Annotated in this window: 16 protein-coding genes; 8 read left to right on the plus strand and 8 right to left on the minus strand. The window is 70.3% G+C overall.

Going from position 1 to position 18,903, the window contains the following annotated elements; genetic code table 11:
• Positions 1 to 17: 17 nt before the first annotated feature.
• Together ABEA82_RS33415 and ABEA82_RS33420 are read right to left on the minus strand one after the other, a co-directional pair.
• Positions 18 to 773 carry an ABC transporter ATP-binding protein gene (locus ABEA82_RS33415; protein ID WP_345665478.1) on the minus strand — a complete coding sequence of 252 codons (756 nt, stop codon included), beginning with the start codon at positions 771 to 773 and terminating at the stop codon, positions 18 to 20.
• Positions 770 to 1,285 (minus strand): PadR family transcriptional regulator, encoded by a 516-nt coding sequence (locus ABEA82_RS33420; protein WP_039932200.1) that lies wholly within the window; start codon positions 1,283 to 1,285, stop codon positions 770 to 772. The genes ABEA82_RS33415 and ABEA82_RS33420 overlap by 4 nt, the downstream gene beginning before the upstream one ends.
• A 122-nt stretch (positions 1,286 to 1,407) precedes the next feature.
• Between ABEA82_RS33420 and ABEA82_RS33425 the strand changes: the two genes are divergently transcribed.
• The 5 genes from ABEA82_RS33425 (at position 1,408) to ABEA82_RS33445 (ending at position 8,057) form a co-directional block, all read left to right on the plus strand.
• A complete protein-coding gene (locus tag ABEA82_RS33425) occupies positions 1,408 to 2,679 on the plus strand; it encodes an ABC transporter substrate-binding protein (protein ID WP_345665479.1) in 1,272 nt (423 codons plus the stop codon).
• Positions 2,680 to 2,831: 152 nt separating this feature from the next.
• Positions 2,832 to 4,490, plus strand: a complete 1,659-nt coding sequence (locus ABEA82_RS33430) for a glycoside hydrolase family 13 protein (RefSeq protein ID WP_345665480.1) — start codon at positions 2,832 to 2,834, stop codon at positions 4,488 to 4,490.
• A gap of 37 nt (positions 4,491 to 4,527) precedes the next feature.
• Positions 4,528 to 5,853 carry an ABC transporter substrate-binding protein gene (locus ABEA82_RS33435; RefSeq protein WP_345665481.1) on the plus strand — a complete coding sequence of 442 codons (1,326 nt, stop codon included), beginning with the start codon at positions 4,528 to 4,530 and terminating at the stop codon, positions 5,851 to 5,853.
• Between the two features lie 6 nt (positions 5,854 to 5,859).
• A complete protein-coding gene (locus ABEA82_RS33440; RefSeq protein ID WP_345665482.1) occupies positions 5,860 to 7,221 on the plus strand; it encodes an ABC transporter permease in 1,362 nt (453 codons plus the stop codon).
• Positions 7,218 to 8,057 (plus strand): carbohydrate ABC transporter permease, encoded by an 840-nt coding sequence (locus ABEA82_RS33445; RefSeq protein ID WP_345665483.1) that lies wholly within the window; start codon positions 7,218 to 7,220, stop codon positions 8,055 to 8,057. Before ABEA82_RS33440 ends, ABEA82_RS33445 begins: the two co-directional genes overlap by 4 nt.
• A 165-nt stretch (positions 8,058 to 8,222) precedes the next feature.
• Here the strand turns inward: ABEA82_RS33445 and pgl are convergent, their stop codons facing one another.
• Genes pgl through tkt form a run of 5 tightly spaced genes read right to left on the minus strand, consistent with a single transcriptional unit; the run spans position 8,223 to position 14,906 of the window.
• Entirely contained in the window at positions 8,223 to 9,008 is a 786-nt protein-coding gene (gene pgl / locus ABEA82_RS33450) for a 6-phosphogluconolactonase (RefSeq protein ID WP_345665484.1), read from the minus strand.
• Entirely contained in the window at positions 9,005 to 10,141 is a 1,137-nt protein-coding gene (gene opcA, locus ABEA82_RS33455) for a glucose-6-phosphate dehydrogenase assembly protein OpcA (RefSeq protein ID WP_345665485.1), read from the minus strand. The genes pgl and opcA overlap by 4 nt, the downstream gene beginning before the upstream one ends.
• Positions 10,138 to 11,661, minus strand: a complete 1,524-nt coding sequence (gene zwf / locus ABEA82_RS33460) for a glucose-6-phosphate dehydrogenase (protein ID WP_345665486.1) — start codon at positions 11,659 to 11,661, stop codon at positions 10,138 to 10,140. Before zwf ends, opcA begins: the two co-directional genes overlap by 4 nt.
• A 4-nt stretch (positions 11,662 to 11,665) precedes the next feature.
• Positions 11,666 to 12,784: a transaldolase gene (tal, locus tag ABEA82_RS33465; protein ID WP_345665487.1), complete on the minus strand. Its 1,119-nt coding sequence runs from the start codon at positions 12,782 to 12,784 to the stop codon at positions 11,666 to 11,668.
• A 34-nt stretch (positions 12,785 to 12,818) separates the two neighbouring features.
• On the minus strand, positions 12,819 to 14,906 hold the full coding sequence (gene tkt / locus ABEA82_RS33470; protein ID WP_345665488.1) for a transketolase: 2,088 nt from the start codon (positions 14,904 to 14,906) through the stop codon (positions 12,819 to 12,821).
• 347 nt (positions 14,907 to 15,253) lie between these two features.
• On the opposite strand from tkt, the gene ABEA82_RS33475 reads away from it, so the two are divergent.
• The 3 genes from ABEA82_RS33475 (at position 15,254) to ABEA82_RS33485 (ending at position 17,899) form a co-directional block, all read left to right on the plus strand.
• Positions 15,254 to 16,240 carry a heme o synthase gene (locus ABEA82_RS33475; RefSeq protein WP_345665489.1) on the plus strand — a complete coding sequence of 329 codons (987 nt, stop codon included), beginning with the start codon at positions 15,254 to 15,256 and terminating at the stop codon, positions 16,238 to 16,240.
• Positions 16,241 to 16,298: 58 nt separating this feature from the next.
• Positions 16,299 to 16,631, plus strand: coding sequence for a hypothetical protein (locus tag ABEA82_RS33480; RefSeq protein WP_345665490.1), 333 nt, complete (start codon positions 16,299 to 16,301; stop codon positions 16,629 to 16,631).
• A gap of 155 nt (positions 16,632 to 16,786) precedes the next feature.
• Positions 16,787 to 17,899 (plus strand): amidohydrolase family protein, encoded by a 1,113-nt coding sequence (locus ABEA82_RS33485; RefSeq protein WP_345665491.1) that lies wholly within the window; start codon positions 16,787 to 16,789, stop codon positions 17,897 to 17,899.
• Here the strand turns inward: ABEA82_RS33485 and ABEA82_RS33490 are convergent.
• Positions 17,896 to 18,903, minus strand: a complete 1,008-nt coding sequence (locus ABEA82_RS33490; RefSeq protein WP_345665492.1) for a COX15/CtaA family protein — start codon at positions 18,901 to 18,903, stop codon at positions 17,896 to 17,898. The genes ABEA82_RS33485 and ABEA82_RS33490 overlap by 4 nt on opposite strands.

Consider the following 18,903-nt stretch of genomic DNA (forward strand, 5'->3'; position numbering starts at 1 on the left):
GGTCGTACACCCGCATGTCAGTCCTTGAGTTCCAGTACACCGGAGATGCCGGGCCGGCGCGGGGGTGTGCCGCCGTCGAGCTCCGCGTCGTCGGCGATCCGTCCGTCGAAGAAGCTGATCACCCGGTCCGCGGCACTCGCCAGCCGCGCGTCATGGGTGACCAGGAGGATCGTCTGACCGCGCTGGTGGAAACGGGACAGCAGCCGCATCACCTCACGGGTGCCCTTGCTGTCCAGGCTGCCCGCCGGCTCGTCGGCCAGCAGCAGCGGAGGATGGTTGACCAGGGCCCGGGCGAGGGCGACCCGCTGCTGCTCGCCGCCGGACAGCTCGCCCGGCATGCTGCGCTCCTTGCCCGTCAGGCCCAGTTCGGCCAGCAGCTGCTCCCGCTCGGCCCGCGCCTGCTTCGGCGCGGCCCCGGCCAGCAGGGCGGGCAGCTCCACGTTGTCGGCGACGGACAGGTTGGACACCAGGTTGAAGAACTGGAAGACGATCCCGATCCGCTTGCGGCGCTCCACCGCCCAGCGGGCCTCGCCGTAGGTGTCCGTGCACTCGCCGGCGAGCCAGATGCTGCCCGCGTCCGGTCGCTGGAGCCCGCCGAGCAGATGCAGCAGCGTCGACTTCCCCGCGCCGGACGGACCGGTGATCGCCACGAACTCGCCGGGCCGTACGCACAGGTCGACCCCGCGCACGGCATGGGCGGGCGCGCCCTCGCCGTGGTGCGTCTTCACCAGTCCCTCGGCGCGCAGCACAGGAGTGGGACGGTCGTCGCTCACTCCGACTCCTCCAGCTCTTCCTGGCACCGTTCCAGCCAGTCGAGGTCGGCTTGCAGGTGCAGCATCGCGCCCTCTATCAGCAGGTGGGCGATGCGGTTGTCGCGGTCTTCGGCGGCGGCCAGCCTGGACAGCTGCCGCATGGTGTTCAGGTACTGACGCCGCTGCTGGTTGATCAGGGAGATCTGGTCGGCGAGCCCCGTCTGCGGAGCGAGGGCCAGCTTCATGAAGAACTCGTCCCGTACCCGCGGCTCGTCCTCGGGCTCCTCGAACCAGACGCGCAGCGCCTCGCGCCCGGCTTCGGTGAGGTGGTAGACCTTTTTGTTGGGCCGGCTGGACTGCGTCACGTCCTCGCCCTCGATCAGTCCCGACTTCTCGAGGCGGCCGAGGGTCACATAGATCTGGCCGACGTTCGGCTGAGGGTACGCGGAGCCCAGCAGTTGCTCAAGGTCCTGCTTGAGCTCGTAGCCGTGGGCGGGGCCGCGGGCGAGGAGAGCCAGGAGGGGCAGGCGCACGCGTGCAGTCCTCCTGTCCGGTCCAATGTGCTCCAGGCCCTAGTATCGCCCATACCTAACAGGTATACATGGCCTCTGATTGCGGGCAAGGGTGCCCGCCGCCGGTGTACAGGGAGGAACCTATGCGGTGGATCCATGCCGCCGGTAGGGGCCTCCTCGTTCTCATCGTGGTGCTGACCGGCTACGTCGCCGCCGGAGCGCAGGCCGGTGAGCCCGCGCGGGGCGGCCGCGGCCCTCTCACCCTCGCCACCGCCGGAGACCTCACCGGCTACCTCGGCCCCCTGCTGGAAGGCTGGAACCGCACCCACCCCGGCGAGAAAGTCACCCTCGTCGAGCTGCCCGACTCGGCCGACGAGACCCAGGCGCAGATGGTCACCGACCTGCGCGACGGCGACCGCAGCCGGTTCGACGTGCTCAACATCGACGTCAACTGGACCTCGGAGTTCGCCGCTGCGGGCTGGATCCGGCCCCTGCCCCGCGACCGCTTCCCCCTGAAGACCTTCCTCCAGCCGGTCGTGGACACGGCGACCTACGACGGACAGCTCTACGCCGTCCCGTACGTCACCAACGCGGGCCTGCTCCTCTACCGCAAGGACGTGCTCGCCGAGGAGGGCGTCCCGCCGCCGCGCACCTGGGCGGAGCTGGAGCGGTACGCGAAGACCCTCGCGCCGAAGTACGGCCTCGACGGCTACGCCGGGCAGTTCCTGCCGTACGAGGGCCTCACCGTCAACGCGGCCGAGGCCGTCTACTCGGCGGGCGGCTCGATCCTCGGCGACGAGGGGGAGCGCGTCACCGTCGACTCGGCGGCGGCCCGCGAGGGCATCGGGTTCCTGGCCCGCGGCGTGCGCGAGGGCTGGATCCCGAAGGAGGCGCTGACGTACAAGGAGGAGGAGTCCAAGCAGGCCTTCCAGGACGGCCGGCTGCTCTTCCTGCGGAACTGGCCGTACGCGTACGTCGGCGCCTCCGCGCAGGGCTCGAAGGTCGCCGGGAAGGTCGGCGCGGTACCGCTGCCGGGACCGGACGGGCCGGGCAAGAGCGTCCTCGGCGGCTCCAACCTCGCCGTCAGCACCCACACCCGGCATCCCGACTCGGCCGCCCGTCTGCTCGCCTACCTCACCGGTGAGGACGTCCAGCGCCAGGTCCTCACACGCGGCGCGCTGCCGCCCGTACGCGCCGATCTCTACCAGGACCCGGCGCTCATCCGCAGGTTCCCCTACCTGCCGACCCTGCGCGAGAGTGTGCTCTCCGCCGAGCCGCGCCCCAAGAGCCCGCGCTACGACCAGGTCAGCCTGGTCGTGCAGGCGGTCGTGCACGACGCGATGGCGGGGCACGAGACGCCCTCGGCCGCGGTGCGGCGACTGGCCCGCGAGCTCGCCGCGGTCTCCCGTCGCTAGTCTCTCCGACGGGCCTCCTAGTTACTTGTTAGGTAACGCCGACGTCTCATCTAGGTGCGCGATGCCCCAGTAAGTCCGTATTTCAGCGCCCAACCTGCCACGAGACTCTGTGCTTTTCATTGACACCCTCTCGACACGCCTACTTAACATGCATGCATAACCGCTGCCCTCCTCAGAGACAGGTCGATGGGTTGAACAGGCACCACTGGTGGCGTGACGCAGTGATCTATCAGGTGTACGTCCGCAGCTTCCTGGACAGCACCGGCGACGGCATCGGCGATCTCGCCGGCGTCCGGGCCGGACTGCCCTACCTGAAGAAGCTCGGCGTCGACGGGATCTGGCTGAGCCCCTTCTATCCCTCGCCGCAGCACGACCACGGCTACGACGTGGCCGACTACTGCGACGTCGACCCGCTCTTCGGCGACCTCGCCGAGTTCGACCTGCTGGTGGGCGCCGCGCGCAGGCTCGGTGTGAAGGTGCTGCTCGACATCGTCCCGAACCACTGCTCCAGCGAGCACCCCTGGTTCCGCGAGGCCCTCGCCGCGCCTCCCGGCAGCGCGGCCCGCGCCCGCTTCCACTTCGCCGACGGCCGCGGCCCGGACGGCGACGAGCCGCCCAACAACTGGCACGCGATGTTCGGCGGCCCGGCGTGGAGCCGGGTGACCGAGGCGGACGGGCGGCCCGGCCAGTGGTACCTGCACATGTTCACGCCCGAGCAGCCGGACTGGAACTGGCGTGACCCGGAGGTCGTCGCCGAGTTCGACCGGGTGCTGCGGTTCTGGCTGGACCGGGGTGTCGACGGCTTCCGTATCGACGTCGCCGCCGGCCTCTTCAAGCACCCGGAACTGCCCGACTCCGACGACCCGGAGGCCGACGCCCGCACCCGCGACTCGGTCAACCCGCTCGCCTGGAACCAGCCCGAGGTGCACGACGTGTGGCGGCGCTGGCGCTCCATATGCGAGGAGTACACCGAGCGCGACGGCGCCGAGCGCCTGCTCGTCGGCGAGGTCTCCGTCCCGACCGCCCGCGAACACGCCCGGTACGTCCGCTCCGACGAGCTCCACCAGGCCTTCTTCTTCGACCTGCTCAGCGCCCCCTGGGACCCCGACGCCTTCCGGAAGGTCATCTCGGAGGCCATGCAGGACATCGCCGGGACCGGCTCGACGGTCACCTGGGTCCTCAACAACCACGACCAGGTCCGCACGGTCACCCGCTACGGCGAACCCGCAACCGAGGGCAGCGGCCTCGGCGCCGCCCGCGCCCGCGCCGCCGCGCTGCTGATGCTGGCCCTGCCAGGAGCCGCGTACATCTACCAGGGCGAGGAGCTCGGTCTGCCCGAGGTCGTGGACCTGCCCGACGACGTGCTCACCGACCCGATCTTCCGCCGCACCGGCAGCCGGGCCCGCATCCGCGACGGCTGCCGCGTGCCGCTGCCCTGGTCGGGGCAGGCCTCGCCGTTCGGCTTCACCCCCGGCGAGGAGAGCGCCAAGCCGTGGCTGCCGCAGCCCGAGTACTTCGCCGAGTACGCCACCGACCGCGCCCTCGCCGACACCCGCTCCTTCTGGCACCTGTACCGCGACGGCCTCCAACTGCGAGGCACCCTGCCCCAGTTGGGCGAAGGCACGCTGCGCTGGCTGGACGCCCCGCCCGGCGTCCTGGCCTTCGCCCGCGGCGACGACCTGGTGTGCGCCGTCAACTTCGGCACGGCCCCCACACCCGCGCCGGTCTCCGGCACCCCCCTGCTCGCCAGCGGCCCCTGCCCCGACGGGGTACTGCCCGGCTCCACGGCCGCCTGGTGGATCAGTTCCTGAACTCCCCGCAAGTCAACTCCCCGAAGGGACATCAACGATGATGCGACGACGTACCACCCTGCTCACCGGCTGCACCGCCCTCGTCCTGGCACTCGGCGCGACCGCCTGCGGCGGCGGCCCCGTCGCGGCCGGCGGCGGCGACAAGGCGCTCAGCGGCCAGACGGTCACCGTGGCCGGCGTCTGGTCCGGCACCGAGCAGAAGAACTTCCAGAAGGTGCTGGACGCCTTCACCGAGAAGACCGGCGCCAAGACGCAGTTCACGTCCACCGGCGACAACGTCTCCACCGTCGTCGGCAGCAAGATCGAGGGCGGCAACGCCCCCGACGTCGTGATGGTCCCGCAGGTCGGCGTGCTCAAGCAGTTCGCCGGCAAGGGCTGGCTGAAGCCGCTGTCGAAGAAGACCGAGCAGTCCGTGGACGCGGGGTACGCCCCCGTGTGGAAGAAGTACGGCAGCGTCGACGGCACCCTCTACGGCCTGTACTTCAAGGCCGCCCACAAGTCGACCGTCTGGTACAGCCCCGACGCCCTCACCCAGGCCGGCGTCAAGCCGCCGAAGTCGTACGACGAGATGCTGAAGGCCGGGAAGACCGTGTCCGACTCCGGGCTCGCCGCGTTCTCGGTCGCCGGGCAGGACGGCTGGACCCTCACCGACTGGTTCGAGAACGTCTACCTGTCCCAGGCCGGACCCGAGAAGTACGACGCCCTCGCCGCCCACAAGCTGAAGTGGACCGACGCGTCGGTCGTCGACGCCCTCACCACGCTCGGCAAGCTCTTCAAGGACAAGCAGCTCATCGCGGGCGGCCAGAAGGGCGCCCTGAACACCGACTTCCCCGGCTCGGTGGAGAAGGTCTTCGGACCGAAGCCCGAGGCCGGCATGGTCTACGAGGGTGACTTCGTCGCCGGCGTCGCCAAGGACCAGTTCGGCAAGACGGTCGGCAAGGACGCGAACTTCTTCCCGTTCCCGGCGGTCGCCGGCGGCGAGGCCCCCGTGGTCAGCGGCGGTGACGCGGCCGTCGTCCTGAAGGACGGCAAGAACCAGAAGGCCGCCCAGGCCCTCCTGGAGTACCTGGCCACCCCCGAGGCCGCGGCCGTGTGGGCCGAGGCCGGCGGCTTCCTCTCCCCGAACAAGGAACTCGACCCCGCCAAGTACGGCGACGACGTCACCCGCGCCACCGCCCAGTCCCTCGTCCAGGCCGGGGACTCGGTCCGCTTCGACATGTCCGACCAGGCGCCCGCGGCCTTCGGCGGCACGAAGGGCGCCGGCGAGTGGAAGCTGCTCCAGGACTTCCTGCGCGACCCCTCCGACCCGAAGGGCACCGCCGCGAAGCTGGAGGCCGCGGCGGCCAAGGCGTACCAGGACTGATACGCCATGACAGCGACCCTCGTGAAAGAGACGAGCCCCCCGCCGCCCGGCACGGTCGCCGACCGCACGCGGCGCCTGCGCCGGCGCGGCAAGGTCGTCGCCCTGCTGTTCGTGCTGCCCGCGCTGCTGCTGCTCGGCGCGCTCGTCGTCTACCCCGTGCTGTTCAGCATCGGCCGCAGCTTCTTCGACGCCTCCGGAACGACCTTCGTGGGCGGCGACAACTACGCCGAGATGTTCAGCGACCCGGCGACCCTCAACGCCGTGCGCAACACGGCCATCTGGGTCGTCGTGGCACCGGCGCTGCTGACCGGCCTCGGGCTGATCCTGGCCGTGCTGGTCGAGAAGGTCCGCTGGGCCACGGCCTTCAAACTGCTCCTGTTCATGCCGATGGCGGTCTCCTTCCTCGCCGCCGGCATCATCTTCCGGCTCGCCTACGACGAGGATCCCGACAAGGGCGTCCTCAACGCCGCGGTGGTCTCCGTCCACGACGCGTTCGAGGGCTCCTCGTCCTACCCGACGGCCCGGGCGCGTGACGGGCAGGGGCTGACGAAGGAGAAGGACGGGTCGTACCGCACCAGCCAGAGCGTGTCGCCGGGCAACGCGGTGGCGCTCGGTCTGGTGGGGGTGCTGCCCGACGACCTGCCGGGCGGCACGAAGCCCGCGTACGCGGCGGCGGGACAGAAGGCCGCCCCGGACGAGCTGCGCGGCGTGGTCTACCTGGACTTCACCCCCGGCGGGGGAGGGGAGCAGGGCAAGGTCGACCGGAAGGAGAGCGGACTGCCTCAGATGAAGGTCGAGGCGGTGCGCGACGGCAAGCCGGTCGCCACGACGACCACCGCGTCCGACGGCTCCTTCCGCTTCGAGGGCCTCGAACCGGGCTCCTACGCGGTGCAGTTGCCGTCGTCCAACTTCGCCCCGCCCTACGAGGGCGTCTCCTGGCTCGGACCGGCGCTCGTCACCCCGGCGATCATCGGCGCGTACCTGTGGATCTGGACCGGCTTCGCCATGGTGCTGATCGGGGCGGGTCTGGCGACGCTGCCCCGGGACGCGCTGGAGGCCGCGCGGATGGACGGCGCGAACGAGTGGCAGATCTTCCGGCGGATCACGGTCCCGCTGCTGGCACCGGTACTGACAGTCGTCTTCGTGACGTTGGTGATCAACGTGATGAAGGTCTTCGACCTCGTCTACATCATCGCGCCCGGGCCGGTGCAGGAGGACGCGACCGTGCTCGCGACGCAGATGTGGCTGGTGTCGTTCGGCGGCGGCAACAACCAGGGCCTCGGCAGCGCGCTCGGTGTGCTGCTCCTGCTGCTGGTGGTCCCGGCCATGGTGTTCAACGTCCGCCGCTTCCGAAGGAGTCAGCGATGAACGCGGTCCGGCGCGGACTGGGCAACGGGGTCGTCCAGGCCTTCCTCGTGGTGGTCGGCCTGGTGTGGATGACGCCGCTGGCAGGACTGTTCCTGTCCTCGCTGCGGTCCGCCGAGGACACGGCGGAGGGCGGCTGGTGGACGGTGTTCTCCAGCCCCGGGCAGCTGTCCTTCGACAACTACTCGGAGCTGCTGGGGAACTCCGGGATCACGCAGGCGTTCTGGAACACCGTGCTGATATCGGTGCCGACGACGGTGCTGGTCGTGGTGATCGCGGCGCTCGCGGGCTATGCCTTCGCGTGGCTGGACTTCCCCGGGCGGGAGGCGATCTTCCTGCTGGTGGTCGCGCTGCTGGTGGTGCCGGTGCAGATCGGGCTGCTCCCGGTCGCCAAGCTCTTCGGGCAGCTGGGGCTGTTCGGCACGATCCCGGGTGTCGTGCTGTTCCACGTGGCCTACGGCCTGCCGTTCGCGGTGTTCCTGCTCCGGAACTACTTCTCGGAGATGCCCAAGGAGATGCTGGAGGCCGCGCGGATGGACGGGGGCAGTGAGTGGCGTATCTTCACGCGGCTCGTGCTGCCCGTGGGGCGGCCCGCGATCGCCTCCCTGGCCATCTTCCAGTTCCTGTGGGTGTGGAACGACATGCTGGTGGCGTTGCTCTTCGCGGACAGTTCCTCGCAGCCGCTGACGGTGGAACTGCAGTCGCAGATCCGGCAGTTCGGCAGCAACATCGACGTCCTGGCCCCGGGGGCGTTCGTGTCCCTGGTCGTCCCTGTCGTCGTGTTCTTCGCGTTCCAGAAGCACTTCGTGCAGGGCGTGATGGCCGGGTCCGTCAAGTAGCCGATGTACCAGAGGGCTCCGCACCCCGGACCCCCGCCTGTGCCCACCCGCCACCCGAAACTGCCCTCGAAGGGGGCAACTCGCGAGTCCAGCCTCCTGGCTGACTGCTTCGGGTGGTGGGTGGGCGAAGGCCGTGGGTCCAGGGGGCGGAGCCCCCTGGTATGCCTAAGCAGAAGCGGGCGGATACAAGGAACGCGGCAGTTGGGAAGCCGCCGCCCCGTCCAGCAGCCACAGCGTCCGGCCGCGGCCGTACGCCCCGGCCGCAGGCGCCTGGATCTCACCCGCTCCCGACAGAGCGATCGCCGCCGCCTGTGCCTTGTCCTCACCCGCGGCCAGGAGCCACACCTCCCGCGCCGCCCGGATCGCCGGCAACGTCAGCGTCACCCGGGTCGGCGGCGGCTTCGGCGCGCCGTGGACGCCGACGACCGTACGGTCCGTCTCACGCACCGCCGGCAACTCCGGGAACAGCGAAGCGACATGGGTGTCCGGCCCGACGCCCAGCATCAGCACGTCGAACGTGGGCACGGGCCCGTGGTTCTCCGGACCCGCCGCCGCTGCCAGCTCCTCCGCGTACGCGGCGGCCGCCGCGTCCACGTCGTCCCCGTAGGGGCCGTCCGACGCCGGCATCGCGTGCACCCGCTTCGGATCGAGCGGCACCGAGTCCAGCAGAGCCTCCCGCGCCTGAGTGACGTTGCGCTCCGGGTCGCCCTCGGGGAGGAAACGCTCGTCGCCCCACCAGAGGTCCAGCCGGCCCCAGTCGACGGCGTCTCGAGCCGGGGCGGCCGCCAGCGCGGCCAGCAGGCCGTTGCCGTTGCGGCCGCCCGTCAGGACCACGGACGCCGAGCCCCGGGAGGCCTGCGCGTCCACGATCCTGGTGATCAGCCGGGCCGCCGCGGCCTGCGCCATCAGCTCCTTGTCGCGGTGCACGACCAGCTGCGGTGCCGTACTCACTTCGTCGTCGCCTTCCGTACCGGCTCCAGCTCGGGCGGTTCCGCCTTCACCGGTGCCTGCGCCGTCGCTTCCGCAGCGGGTGCTTTCGCAGCCTTCTCGACGGGAGCGGGGAGCGCGAGCCGTCCCCCTTCACCGCCTCGCTCGCCACTTTTGGGCTCTCCTTTGGCCACCGACTCCTGCGACCCCCTCTGCACCGGAGCCGACCAGGAGGACTTCAGCCGGTCCACCCCGTAGCGCAGCGCCGACGCGTACGTGTCGTCCGGGTCCAGTCGCCGCAGCTCCTCCGCTATCAGCTCGGCCGTGTCCCGGCGCTTGAGCGCCACTCCACGGTCCGGCTGGCCGTCGATGGAGAGGGTGGCCAGGGAGCCGTCCGCGCGGTCCAGGGTGATCGGGCCGCAGTTCGTGTCCATGCGGACCGCCGTCAGACCGGGGCCGCCGGACAGCGAGCGCTTGACGGGGACGTCCAGCCGGTCCGCGAGCCACATCGCCAGCAGCTCACAGCTCGGGTTGAACTCCTCGCCCTCCACCTCGACGGCCCTGACCTCGCAGGCGACCTGGTCGAGAGCCGCCGCCAGCATCGAGCGCCAGGGCGTGATGCGGGTCCACGACAGGTCCGTGTCGCCGGGGGTGTAGGTACCGGACCGGGTGGCCAGGTCCCGTACCGGCTGCTCGGAGGCGTACGTGTCGGTGACACGGCGCTGCGCGAGGGCCCCCAGGGGGTCCTTCGCCGGGTCGAGCGGCGCGTTCACCGGCCACCACACCACCACGGGGGCGTCCGGCAGCAGCAGCGGCAGCACCACCGACTGGGCGTGGTCGGCCACCTCGCCGTACAGCCGGAGCACCACCGTCTCGCCCGAGCCGGCGTCCGCACCCAGCCGGACCTCCGCGTCCAGGCGGGACTGCGTACGGTCGCGAGGCGAGCGGGAGACACGCTTGATGACCACGAGCGTGCGCGAGGGATGCTCGTGCGAGGCGTCGTTCGCCGCCTTCAGCGCGTCGTACGCGTTCTCCTCGTCCGTCACGATGACCAGCGTGAGCACCATGCCGACCGCCGGGGTGCCGATCGCCCGGCGTCCCTGCACCAGCGCCTTGTTGATCTTGCTGGCGGTGGTGTCCGTGAGGTCTGTCTTCATGGCCGGCGCCAGCTCCGTCCGTGTCGCTCGAGCATTTCGTCCGCCTCGGCAGGCCCCCAGGTACCGGCCGGGTACTGGGCGGGCTTGCCGTTCTTGTCCCAGTACTCCTCGATCGGGTCGAGGATCTTCCAGGACAGCTCGACCTCCTCGGTGCGCGGGAAGAGGTTCGAGTCACCGAGGAGAACGTCCAGGATGAGACGCTCGTACGCCTCCGGGCTGGACTCCGTGAACGACTCGCCGTAGGCGAAGTCCATGGACACGTCCCGGATCTCCATCGACGTGCCGGGGACCTTCGAGCCGAAGCGGACCGTCACGCCCTCGTCCGGCTGGACGCGGATGACGATCGCGTTGGAGCCCAGCTCCTCGGTGGCCGTGGAGTCGAAGGGGGAGTGCGGGGCCCGCTGGAACACGACCGCGATCTCGGTGACGCGGCGGCCCAGACGCTTGCCGGTGCGCAGGTAGAAGGGGACGCCCGCCCAGCGGCGGTTGTCGATCTCCAGCTTGATCGCGGCGTAGGTGTCGGTCTTGGAGGAGGCGTTGATGCCGTCCTCCTCCAGGTAGCCGCGCACCTTCACGCCGCCCTGCCACCCGGCCGTGTACTGGGCGCGCACGGTGTCCCGGCCCAGGTCCTTGGGCAGCTTCACCGCGCCGAGCACCTTGGTCTTCTCGGCGGCCAGCGCGTCCGCGTCGAAGGAGGAGGGCTCCTCCATGGCGGTGAGCGCCAAGAGCTGGAGGAGGTGGTTCTGGATGACGTCACGGGCGGCGCCGATGCCGTCGTAGTACCCGGCGCGGCCGCCGATGCCGATGTCCTCGGCCATGGTGATCTGCACATGGTCCACGAGGGACCGGTTCCAGATCGGCTCGAACATCGTGTTGGCGAAGCGCAGCGCCAGGATGTTCTGGACGGTCTCCTTGCCGAGGTAGTGGTCGATCCGGAAGACCTGCTCCGGGGCGAACACCTCGTGGACGACCTTGTTGAGCTCCTCGGCCGACTTCAGGTCGTGACCGAAGGGCTTCTCGATGACCGCGCGCCGCCAGGAGCCGCCCTGCTGCTCGGCGAGCTGGTGCTTCTTCAGCTGCTGGATGACCACCGGGAAGGACTTCGGCGGCACCGAGAGGTAGAAGGCGAAGTTGCCGCCCGTGCCCTGCGCCTTGTCCAATTCCTCGATCGTGGAGCGCAGCCGCTCGAACGCGTCGTCGTCGTCGAACGTGCCCTGCACGAACCGCATGCCCTGGATGAGCTGCTGCCAGACCTCCTCGCGGAAGGGCGTGCGGGCGTGCTCCTTGACCGCGTCATGGACCTCCTGCGCGAAGTCCTCGTGCGCCCACTCACGGCGTGCGAAACCGACCAGTGAGAAGCCCGGCGGCAGCAGACCCCGGTTGGCCAGGTCGTACACGGCCGGCATGAGCTTCTTGCGTGACAGGTCGCCCGTGACGCCGAAGATGACCAGGCCCGACGGCCCCGCGATACGCGGGAGCCGTCGGTCCGCCGGGTCACGCAGCGGATTGCTGCTCGACACCTGTTCAGCCCTCCGAGGGGGCGAGGCGCTGAAGCTCGGCCTCGGTCGACTTCAGCAGGTCGGTCCAGGAGTCCTCGAACTTCTGGACGCCCTCCTCCTCCAGCAGCCGGACCACGTCGTCGTACTTGATCCCGAGCTTCTCGACCGCGTCGAGGTCGGCGCGGGCCTGCTCGTAGGTGCCGGCGATGGTGTTGCCGCGGATCTCGCCCTGCTCCTCCGTGGCGAACAGGGTCGCCTCCGGCATGGTGTTCACCGTGTTGGGCGCGACCAGTTCGTCGACGTACAGGGTGGGCTTGTACGCCTTGTCCTTCACGCCGGTGGACGCCCACAGCGGACGCTGCTTGTTGGCGCCCGCCTTCTCCAGGGCGCTCCAGCGGTCCGAGGAGAAGACCTCCTCGTACGCCTGGTAGGCCAGACGGGCGTTGGCGACACCGGCCTTGCCGCGCGCGGCCTTGGCCTCGTCGGTGCCCAGCGCGTCGAGCCGCTTGTCGATCTCGGTGTCCACGCGGGACACGAAGAACGACGCCACGGAGTGGATCTGCGACAGGTCCAGGCCGCGCTCCTTGGCCTTCTCCAGGCCGGTCAGGAACGCGTCCATGACCAGGCGGTAGCGCTCCAGGGAGAAGATCAGCGTGACGTTGACGCTGATGCCCAGCCCGATGGTCTCGGCGATGGCCGGGATGCCCGCCTCGGTCGCCGGGATCTTGATGAGCGTGTTGGGCCGGTCCACCAGCCAGGCGAGCTGCTTGGCTTCGGCGACCGTGGCCCGCGTGTTGTGCGCCAGGCGCGGGTCGACCTCGATCGAGACCCGGCCGTCCTGGCCACCGGTGGCGTCGAAGACCGGGCGCAGGATGTCGGCGGCGTCACGGACGTCCGCCGTCGTGATCATGCGGATGGCCTCTTCGACGGTGACCTTGCGGGCGGCGAGGTCGGTCAGCTGCGTGTCGTAGCCGTCGCCCTGCGAGATCGCCTTCTGGAAGATCGACGGGTTGGTGGTGACGCCCACGACGTGCTGCTGGTCGATCAGCTCGGCGAGGTTGCCGGACGTGATCCGCTTGCGCGACAGGTCGTCCAGCCAGATCGCCACGCCTTCCTCGGAGAGGCGCTTGAGTGCGTCTGTCATGGAAATTCCATCTCCTACGTGTCGTATATGAGCGTCAGCGCTGAGCCGCGGCGATCGATTCCCGCGCGGCGGCGGCCACGTTCTCGGGAGTGAAGCCGAACTCGCGGAAGAGGACCTTGCCGTCGGCCGAAGCACCGAAGTGCTCCAGGGAAACGATGCGGCCGGCGTCCCCCACGTACTTGTGCCACGTGAGACCGACACCGGCCTCCACCGCGACACGGGCCCGGACGGACGGCGGCAGGACGCTGTCCCGGTACCCCTGGTCCTGCTGCTCGAACCACTCCACCGACGGCATCGAGACCACGCGGGTGGGCACGCCGGCGCCCTGGAGCTGCTCGCGCGCCTCGACGGCGACGTGCACCTCCGAGCCGGTGGCGATCAGGACGACCTCCGGCTCACCGCCGTCGGCCTCGAACAGGACGTAACCACCCTTGGCCGCGTCCTCGTTGGGCTCGTACGTCGGCACACCCTGACGCGTCAGCGCCAGACCGTGCGGCTGGCCCTTGCCGAACTCCTTCGTCCAGCGCCGGAGAATCTCCCGCCAGGCGATGGCGGTCTCGTTGGCGTCCGCCGGGCGCACGATGTTCAGGCCCGGGATCGCCCGCAGCGACGCCAGGTGCTCGATCGGCTGGTGGGTCGGGCCGTCCTCGCCGAGGCCGATGGAGTCGTGCGTCCACACGTACGTCACCGGCAGGTGCATCAGCGCCGACAGCCGCACCGCGTTGCGCATGTAGTCGGAGAAGACCAGGAACGTGCCGCCGTAGATCCGGGTGTTGCCGTGCAGCGCGATGCCGTTCATCTCGGCGGCCATCGCGTGCTCGCGGATACCGAAGTGGATCGTGCGGCCGTACGGGTTCGCCTCCGGCAGCGGGTTGTCCGCCGGGAGGAAGGAGCTGGTCTTGTCGATCGTGGTGTTGTTGGAGCCCGCCAGGTCGGCCGAGCCGCCCCACAGCTCGGGGATGATCCCGCCGAGCGCCTGGAGGACCTTGCCGGAGGCGGCACGCGTGGCCACGCCCTTGCCGACCTCGAAGACCGGGATCTTCTCCTCCCAGCCCTTGGGCAGCTCACCCTTGGCGATCCGGTCGTACTCCGCGGCGCGCTCGGGGTTGTTGTCCCGCCACTGCTGGTACGCCTTCTCCCACACCGCACGGGCCGCCTGGCCCCGCTCCAGCGCCTTGCGGGTGTGCGTGATGACCTCGTCGGCCACCTCGAAGCTCTGCTCCGGGTCGAAGCCCAGGACCCGCTTGGTGGCGGCGACCTCGTCGTCGCCCAGCGCCGAGCCGTGCGCGGCCTCGGTGTTCTGCGCGTTCGGGGCCGGCCAGGCGATGATCGAGCGCATCGCGATGAACGACGGCTTGTCCGTGACGGCCTTGGCCTTCTGGATCGCCTCGAAGATCGCGGCCGGGTCCAGGTCGCCGTCGGCCTTCGGCTCCACGCGCTGCACGTGCCAGCCGTAGGCCTCGTACCGCAGAGCGGTGTCCTCGGAGACGGCCGTCTCGGTGTCGCCCTCGATCGAGATGTGGTTGTCGTCCCACAGCAGGATCAGGTTGCCGAGCTTCTGGTGGCCCGCGAGCGACGAGGCCTCGGAGGAGATGCCCTCCTGGAGGCAGCCGTCACCGGCGATGCAGTAGATGAAGTGGTCGAACGGCGACTCGCCCTCGGCGGCCTCCGGGTCGAACAGACCACGCTCGTAGCGGGCGGCCATCGCCATGCCCACCGCGTTCGCCACACCCTGCCCGAGCGGGCCGGTCGTGGTCTCCACACCGGTCGTGTGCCCGTACTCGGGGTGGCCGGGGGTCTTCGAACCCCAGGTGCGGAAGGACTTCAGGTCGTCCAGCTCCAGGCCGAAGCCGGCCAGGTACAGCTGGGTGTAGAGGGTCAGGGACGAGTGGCCGGCGGACAGCACGAAGCGGTCCCGCCCGACCCAGTCGGCGTCCGCCGGGTCGTGCCGCATCACCTTCTGGAAGAGGGTGTAGGCGGCAGGCGCCAGGCTCATCGCCGTACCCGGATGGCCGTTACCGACCTTCTGTACGGCATCGGCGGCCAGGACACGCGCGGTGTCGACGGACCGCTGGTCCAACTCGGTCCACTCGAGGTCTGTGGTGGTCGGCTTGGTGCTCACCCTGGGTCAGGGCTCCTCTCCACATGTCGGATGCCGGTGTATCGGGGCGCCCACCGGCCGCAGTCGAGCCTACCCCTGTGAGACGTGCGTTCTTTCGAGTCACTCAAGAGTGCCGGGGCTCTTCCCGATCCGCCTCCTGACTGGGCCGTATCGCTTTCGACAGGTGAATACGGAGCCGCTCATCCGGGTGCTCAATCGAGCTTCCACGCGCCCTTCGGAAGTCCCCCGCCAACACGACCCGACCCCCGCGAATGTCCGAGTCTGGGCAACGTCTAAAGTGGCGTGGTACGCGCGAGCCTTTACCGGGACTTCACACGGGTGAGGCTCGCTGGGATGTCTCTGTAGGGGTGTGCGTGACGGCCGTTGAATCCCGTCCAGCGGGTGGGGGCACCGCCCATGCCCTTAAGGCTATGGGGGAGACCGAGACGGACCAGAGCCCGGCCCACCGGCCGCTCGGGGCCCGTGTCATGGCTTTCGTGGCTCTCACCAAGCCGCGGATCATCGAGCTGCTGCTGATCACGACGGTGCCGGTGATGTTCCTGGCCGAGCAGGGCGTGCCGGACCTGACGCTGGTGCTGCTGACCTGCGTGGGCGGTTACCTGTCGGCGGGCGGCGCCAACGCGCTCAACATGTACATCGACCGCGACATCGACGCGCTGATGGACCGCACCTCGCAGCGCCCGCTGGTCACCGGCATGGTCAGCCCGCGCGAGTGCCTCGCCTTCGGCATCACCCTGGCGGTCGTCTCCACCTTGCTCTTCGGCCTCACGGTCAACTGGCTCTCGGCCTGGCTCTCCCTCGGCGCGCTCCTCTTCTACGTCGTCGTCTACACGATGATCCTCAAGCGCCGTACCTCGCAGAACATCGTGTGGGGTGGTATCGCCGGCTGTCTGCCCGTGCTGATCGGCTGGTCCTCGGTCACGAACTCCATGTCGTGGGCGCCGGTCATCCTGTTCCTCGTCATGTTCTTCTGGACGCCGCCGCACTACTGGCCGCTGTCCATGAAGGTCAAGGAGGACTACGCGCGCGTGGGCGTGCCCATGCTGCCGGTGGTCGCCTCCAACAAGGTGGTCGCCAAGCAGATCGTGATCTACAGCTGGGTCATGGTCGCCGTCTCCCTCCTGCTGACCCCGCTCGGCTACACGGGCTGGTTCTACACGGCGGTCGCGCTGCTGGCCGGCGGCTTCTGGCTCTGGGAGGCGCACGGCCTGCAGAACCGCGCCAAGGCGGAGATCACGGGCGCGAAGCTGAAGGAGATGCGGCTGTTCCACTGGTCGATCACCTACGTGTCGATCCTGTTCGTCGCGGTAGCGGTGGACCCGTTCCTGCGCTGACGTACATCACAGGGCCCTGCCCTCGCCAGTCGATCTACCCGTGAGTAGCATCCTGGTCATGGCAGACACGCAGCAGGTTGACCCGAAGGCCGAGCGCAAGGTCGCCCGGCTCGCCAAGCAGATCACCTCCTTCTCCAAGGCCCACGGCGGCGCCGAGGGCCAGGTCGCCTACCTCGGCGAACGCGGCGCCCGCATCGTCCTGGTCGGCGAGGACGGCGGCTGGGGCGACCTGGTGGCCCCCTCTTACGAGATCGCAGAGAAGGCCGTGGAGAAGTCGGGCATCACGGCCCACGAGTCCTTCGACGGCGACTTCGCGGCAAAGGTGAAAACGGGCCCCTACGAGTGGTCGCGCATGGCCGGTATCCAGGTGGGCGGCCCGTCCAACGGCTGAGCAGCTCGCTTTTGTGGGGGCGCGGGGAACCGCGCGACAAGCCACACTCCGCCCGCGGCCGCCGATTCACCCGCACCCCCCACCGGGACCGCGACCTCAACCCGGTTCACCCGTTAGGACCCTTAGAACAACAGGGTCCACACCGGGGAGCCCGGATGATCGAAACGCCGTCCCTAGTGGACCAGTACTGCCACGGAGTACTCCGCACAGAGCTGGGCCTCGGCACCTTCGAGGCCCACCTCTCCCGCACGGAGGGCCCACCCGCCCCCGGCACCACCCTCTTCGACACCCAGACCGGCTTCGCCGTGCGGCGCTGGTGCCCACCCCTGCTCGGCCTCGAACCGCACTGCACACCCGCCCGCTACCTCGCCCGCCGCCGGGAACTGGGCGTCCTGGACTCCGCCCGCCGGCTCCTGCGCGGCAGCGGCATCACGACGTACCTGGTCGACACGGGGCTGCCCGGCGATCTGACGGAACCCGGCGAGCTGGCCTCCGCCGGAGCCGCCGAGGCCCACGAGATCGTGCGGCTGGAGCTGCTCGCCGAGCAGGTGGCCGACACCTCGGGGACCGTCGAGTCCTTCCTCGCCAACCTCGCCGAGTCCGTGCACGCCGCCGCCGCGAACGCCGTCGCCTTCACCTCCGTCGCGGGCGTACGGCACGGCCTCGCCCTCGCGCCGGAACCGCCCGGGCCGGGGGAGGTGCGGGGGGCCGCCGGCCGCTGGCTCGCGGGGCGCGGTGTCGGCGGGGAGCTGAGCGATCCCGTGCTGCTGCGGCACCTGCTGTGGAGCGCCGTCGCCTCGGGCCGGCCACTCCAGCTGCACGCGGGGCTCGGTGCGCCGGGGCTGCGGATCGACCGTACGGATCCGGTGCTGCTGACGGACTTCGTGCGGGCCACGGCCGGTCTCGGCACCGACCTCGTCCTGCTGCACGGCTACCCGTACCACCGGCACGCCGCCCACCTCGCCGGCGTCTTCCCGCACGTCTACGCCGACTGCGGCGCCGCCCTGGTCCGCACCGGCGCCCGGGCCGCGACCGTCCTCGCGGAGATCCTGGAACTGGCCCCCTTCGGCAAGATCCTCTTCTCCAGCGGCGCCCAGGGGCTGCCCGAACTGCACGTGGTGGCCGCACGCCTGTTCCGCGAGGCCCTCGGCCGGGTGCTCGGCACCTGGGTCGCCGAGGGCGCCTGGTCGCTCTCCGACGCGCAGCGGGTCGCCGGGATGCTGGCGTCGGGGAACGCGCGCCGGGTGTACGGGCTCGAAAGGCCCTAGGCCTTGGTCAGGGTCGCCTCGGTGGCGGGGCCGGGCAGGTCGGCCACGACCTGCGGCCGTTCGCGCAGCGACAGCACCACCCGCAGCACCCAGATCCACATCACGGCCGAGCCCAGCATGTGCAGGCCGACCAGGACCTCGGGCAGGTCCGTGAAGTACTGGACGTAGCCGATGACGCCCTGCGCGAGCAGGACCAGGAACAGCTCACGGGTGCGGTTGAGCGGGCCGCGCGGCGCGTCGACCGCCTTGAGGACGAACCACAGGGCGAACGTCAGCGTCACCACGATCCACGCCAGCACGGCGTGCAGCTTGCTCACCGTCTCCCAGTCGACCGGCATCCGCTCGACCTCGCTGGAGTCACCGGCGTGCGGACCCGCCCCGGTGACCACCGTGCCGACCAGGATGAGCAGGACGGCGGCCGCGACCAGGAACCAGACCAGCTGCTGCACGGCCTTGCCGACCAGCGGGCGCGGCGGGGCGTCGCCCTCAGGGACGCGCTGCCACATCACCGTCGCCACCGCGATCAGCGCCGAGGTCGCCACGAAGTGGGCGGCGACCGTGTACGGATTGAGGCCGACCAGCACCACGATGCCGCCGAGCACCGCGTTGCTCATCACGATCCAGAACTGCGCCCACCCCAGCCGGACCAGGCCGCGCCGGTACGGCTTCTGCGAGCGCGCGGCGATGATCGCCCAGCCGACGGCGGCGCACAGCACGTACGTCAGCATGCGGTTGCCGAACTCGATGGCGCCGTGGAAGCCCATCTCGCTGGTGGCGGTGAGCGAGTCGGTGGTGCACTTGGGCCAGGTCGGGCAGCCGAGGCCCGAGCCGGTCAGCCGTACGGCACCGCCGGTGATCACGATGAGCACCGACATCACGACGGCGGACAGGGCCGCGCGCCGGACCGTCCGGGGTTCCGGGGTCCAGCGGTCGGCGATGAAGGCGAGCGGGTTGCGCAGGGCCGCCCTGGCGTCGGCGCGGGTCACTTTTGGCACGCGTCCCAT

Source organism: Streptomyces venetus, from assembly GCF_039540295.1.
GTDB classification, from domain to species: Bacteria; Actinomycetota; Actinomycetes; order Streptomycetales; family Streptomycetaceae; genus Streptomyces; species Streptomyces venetus.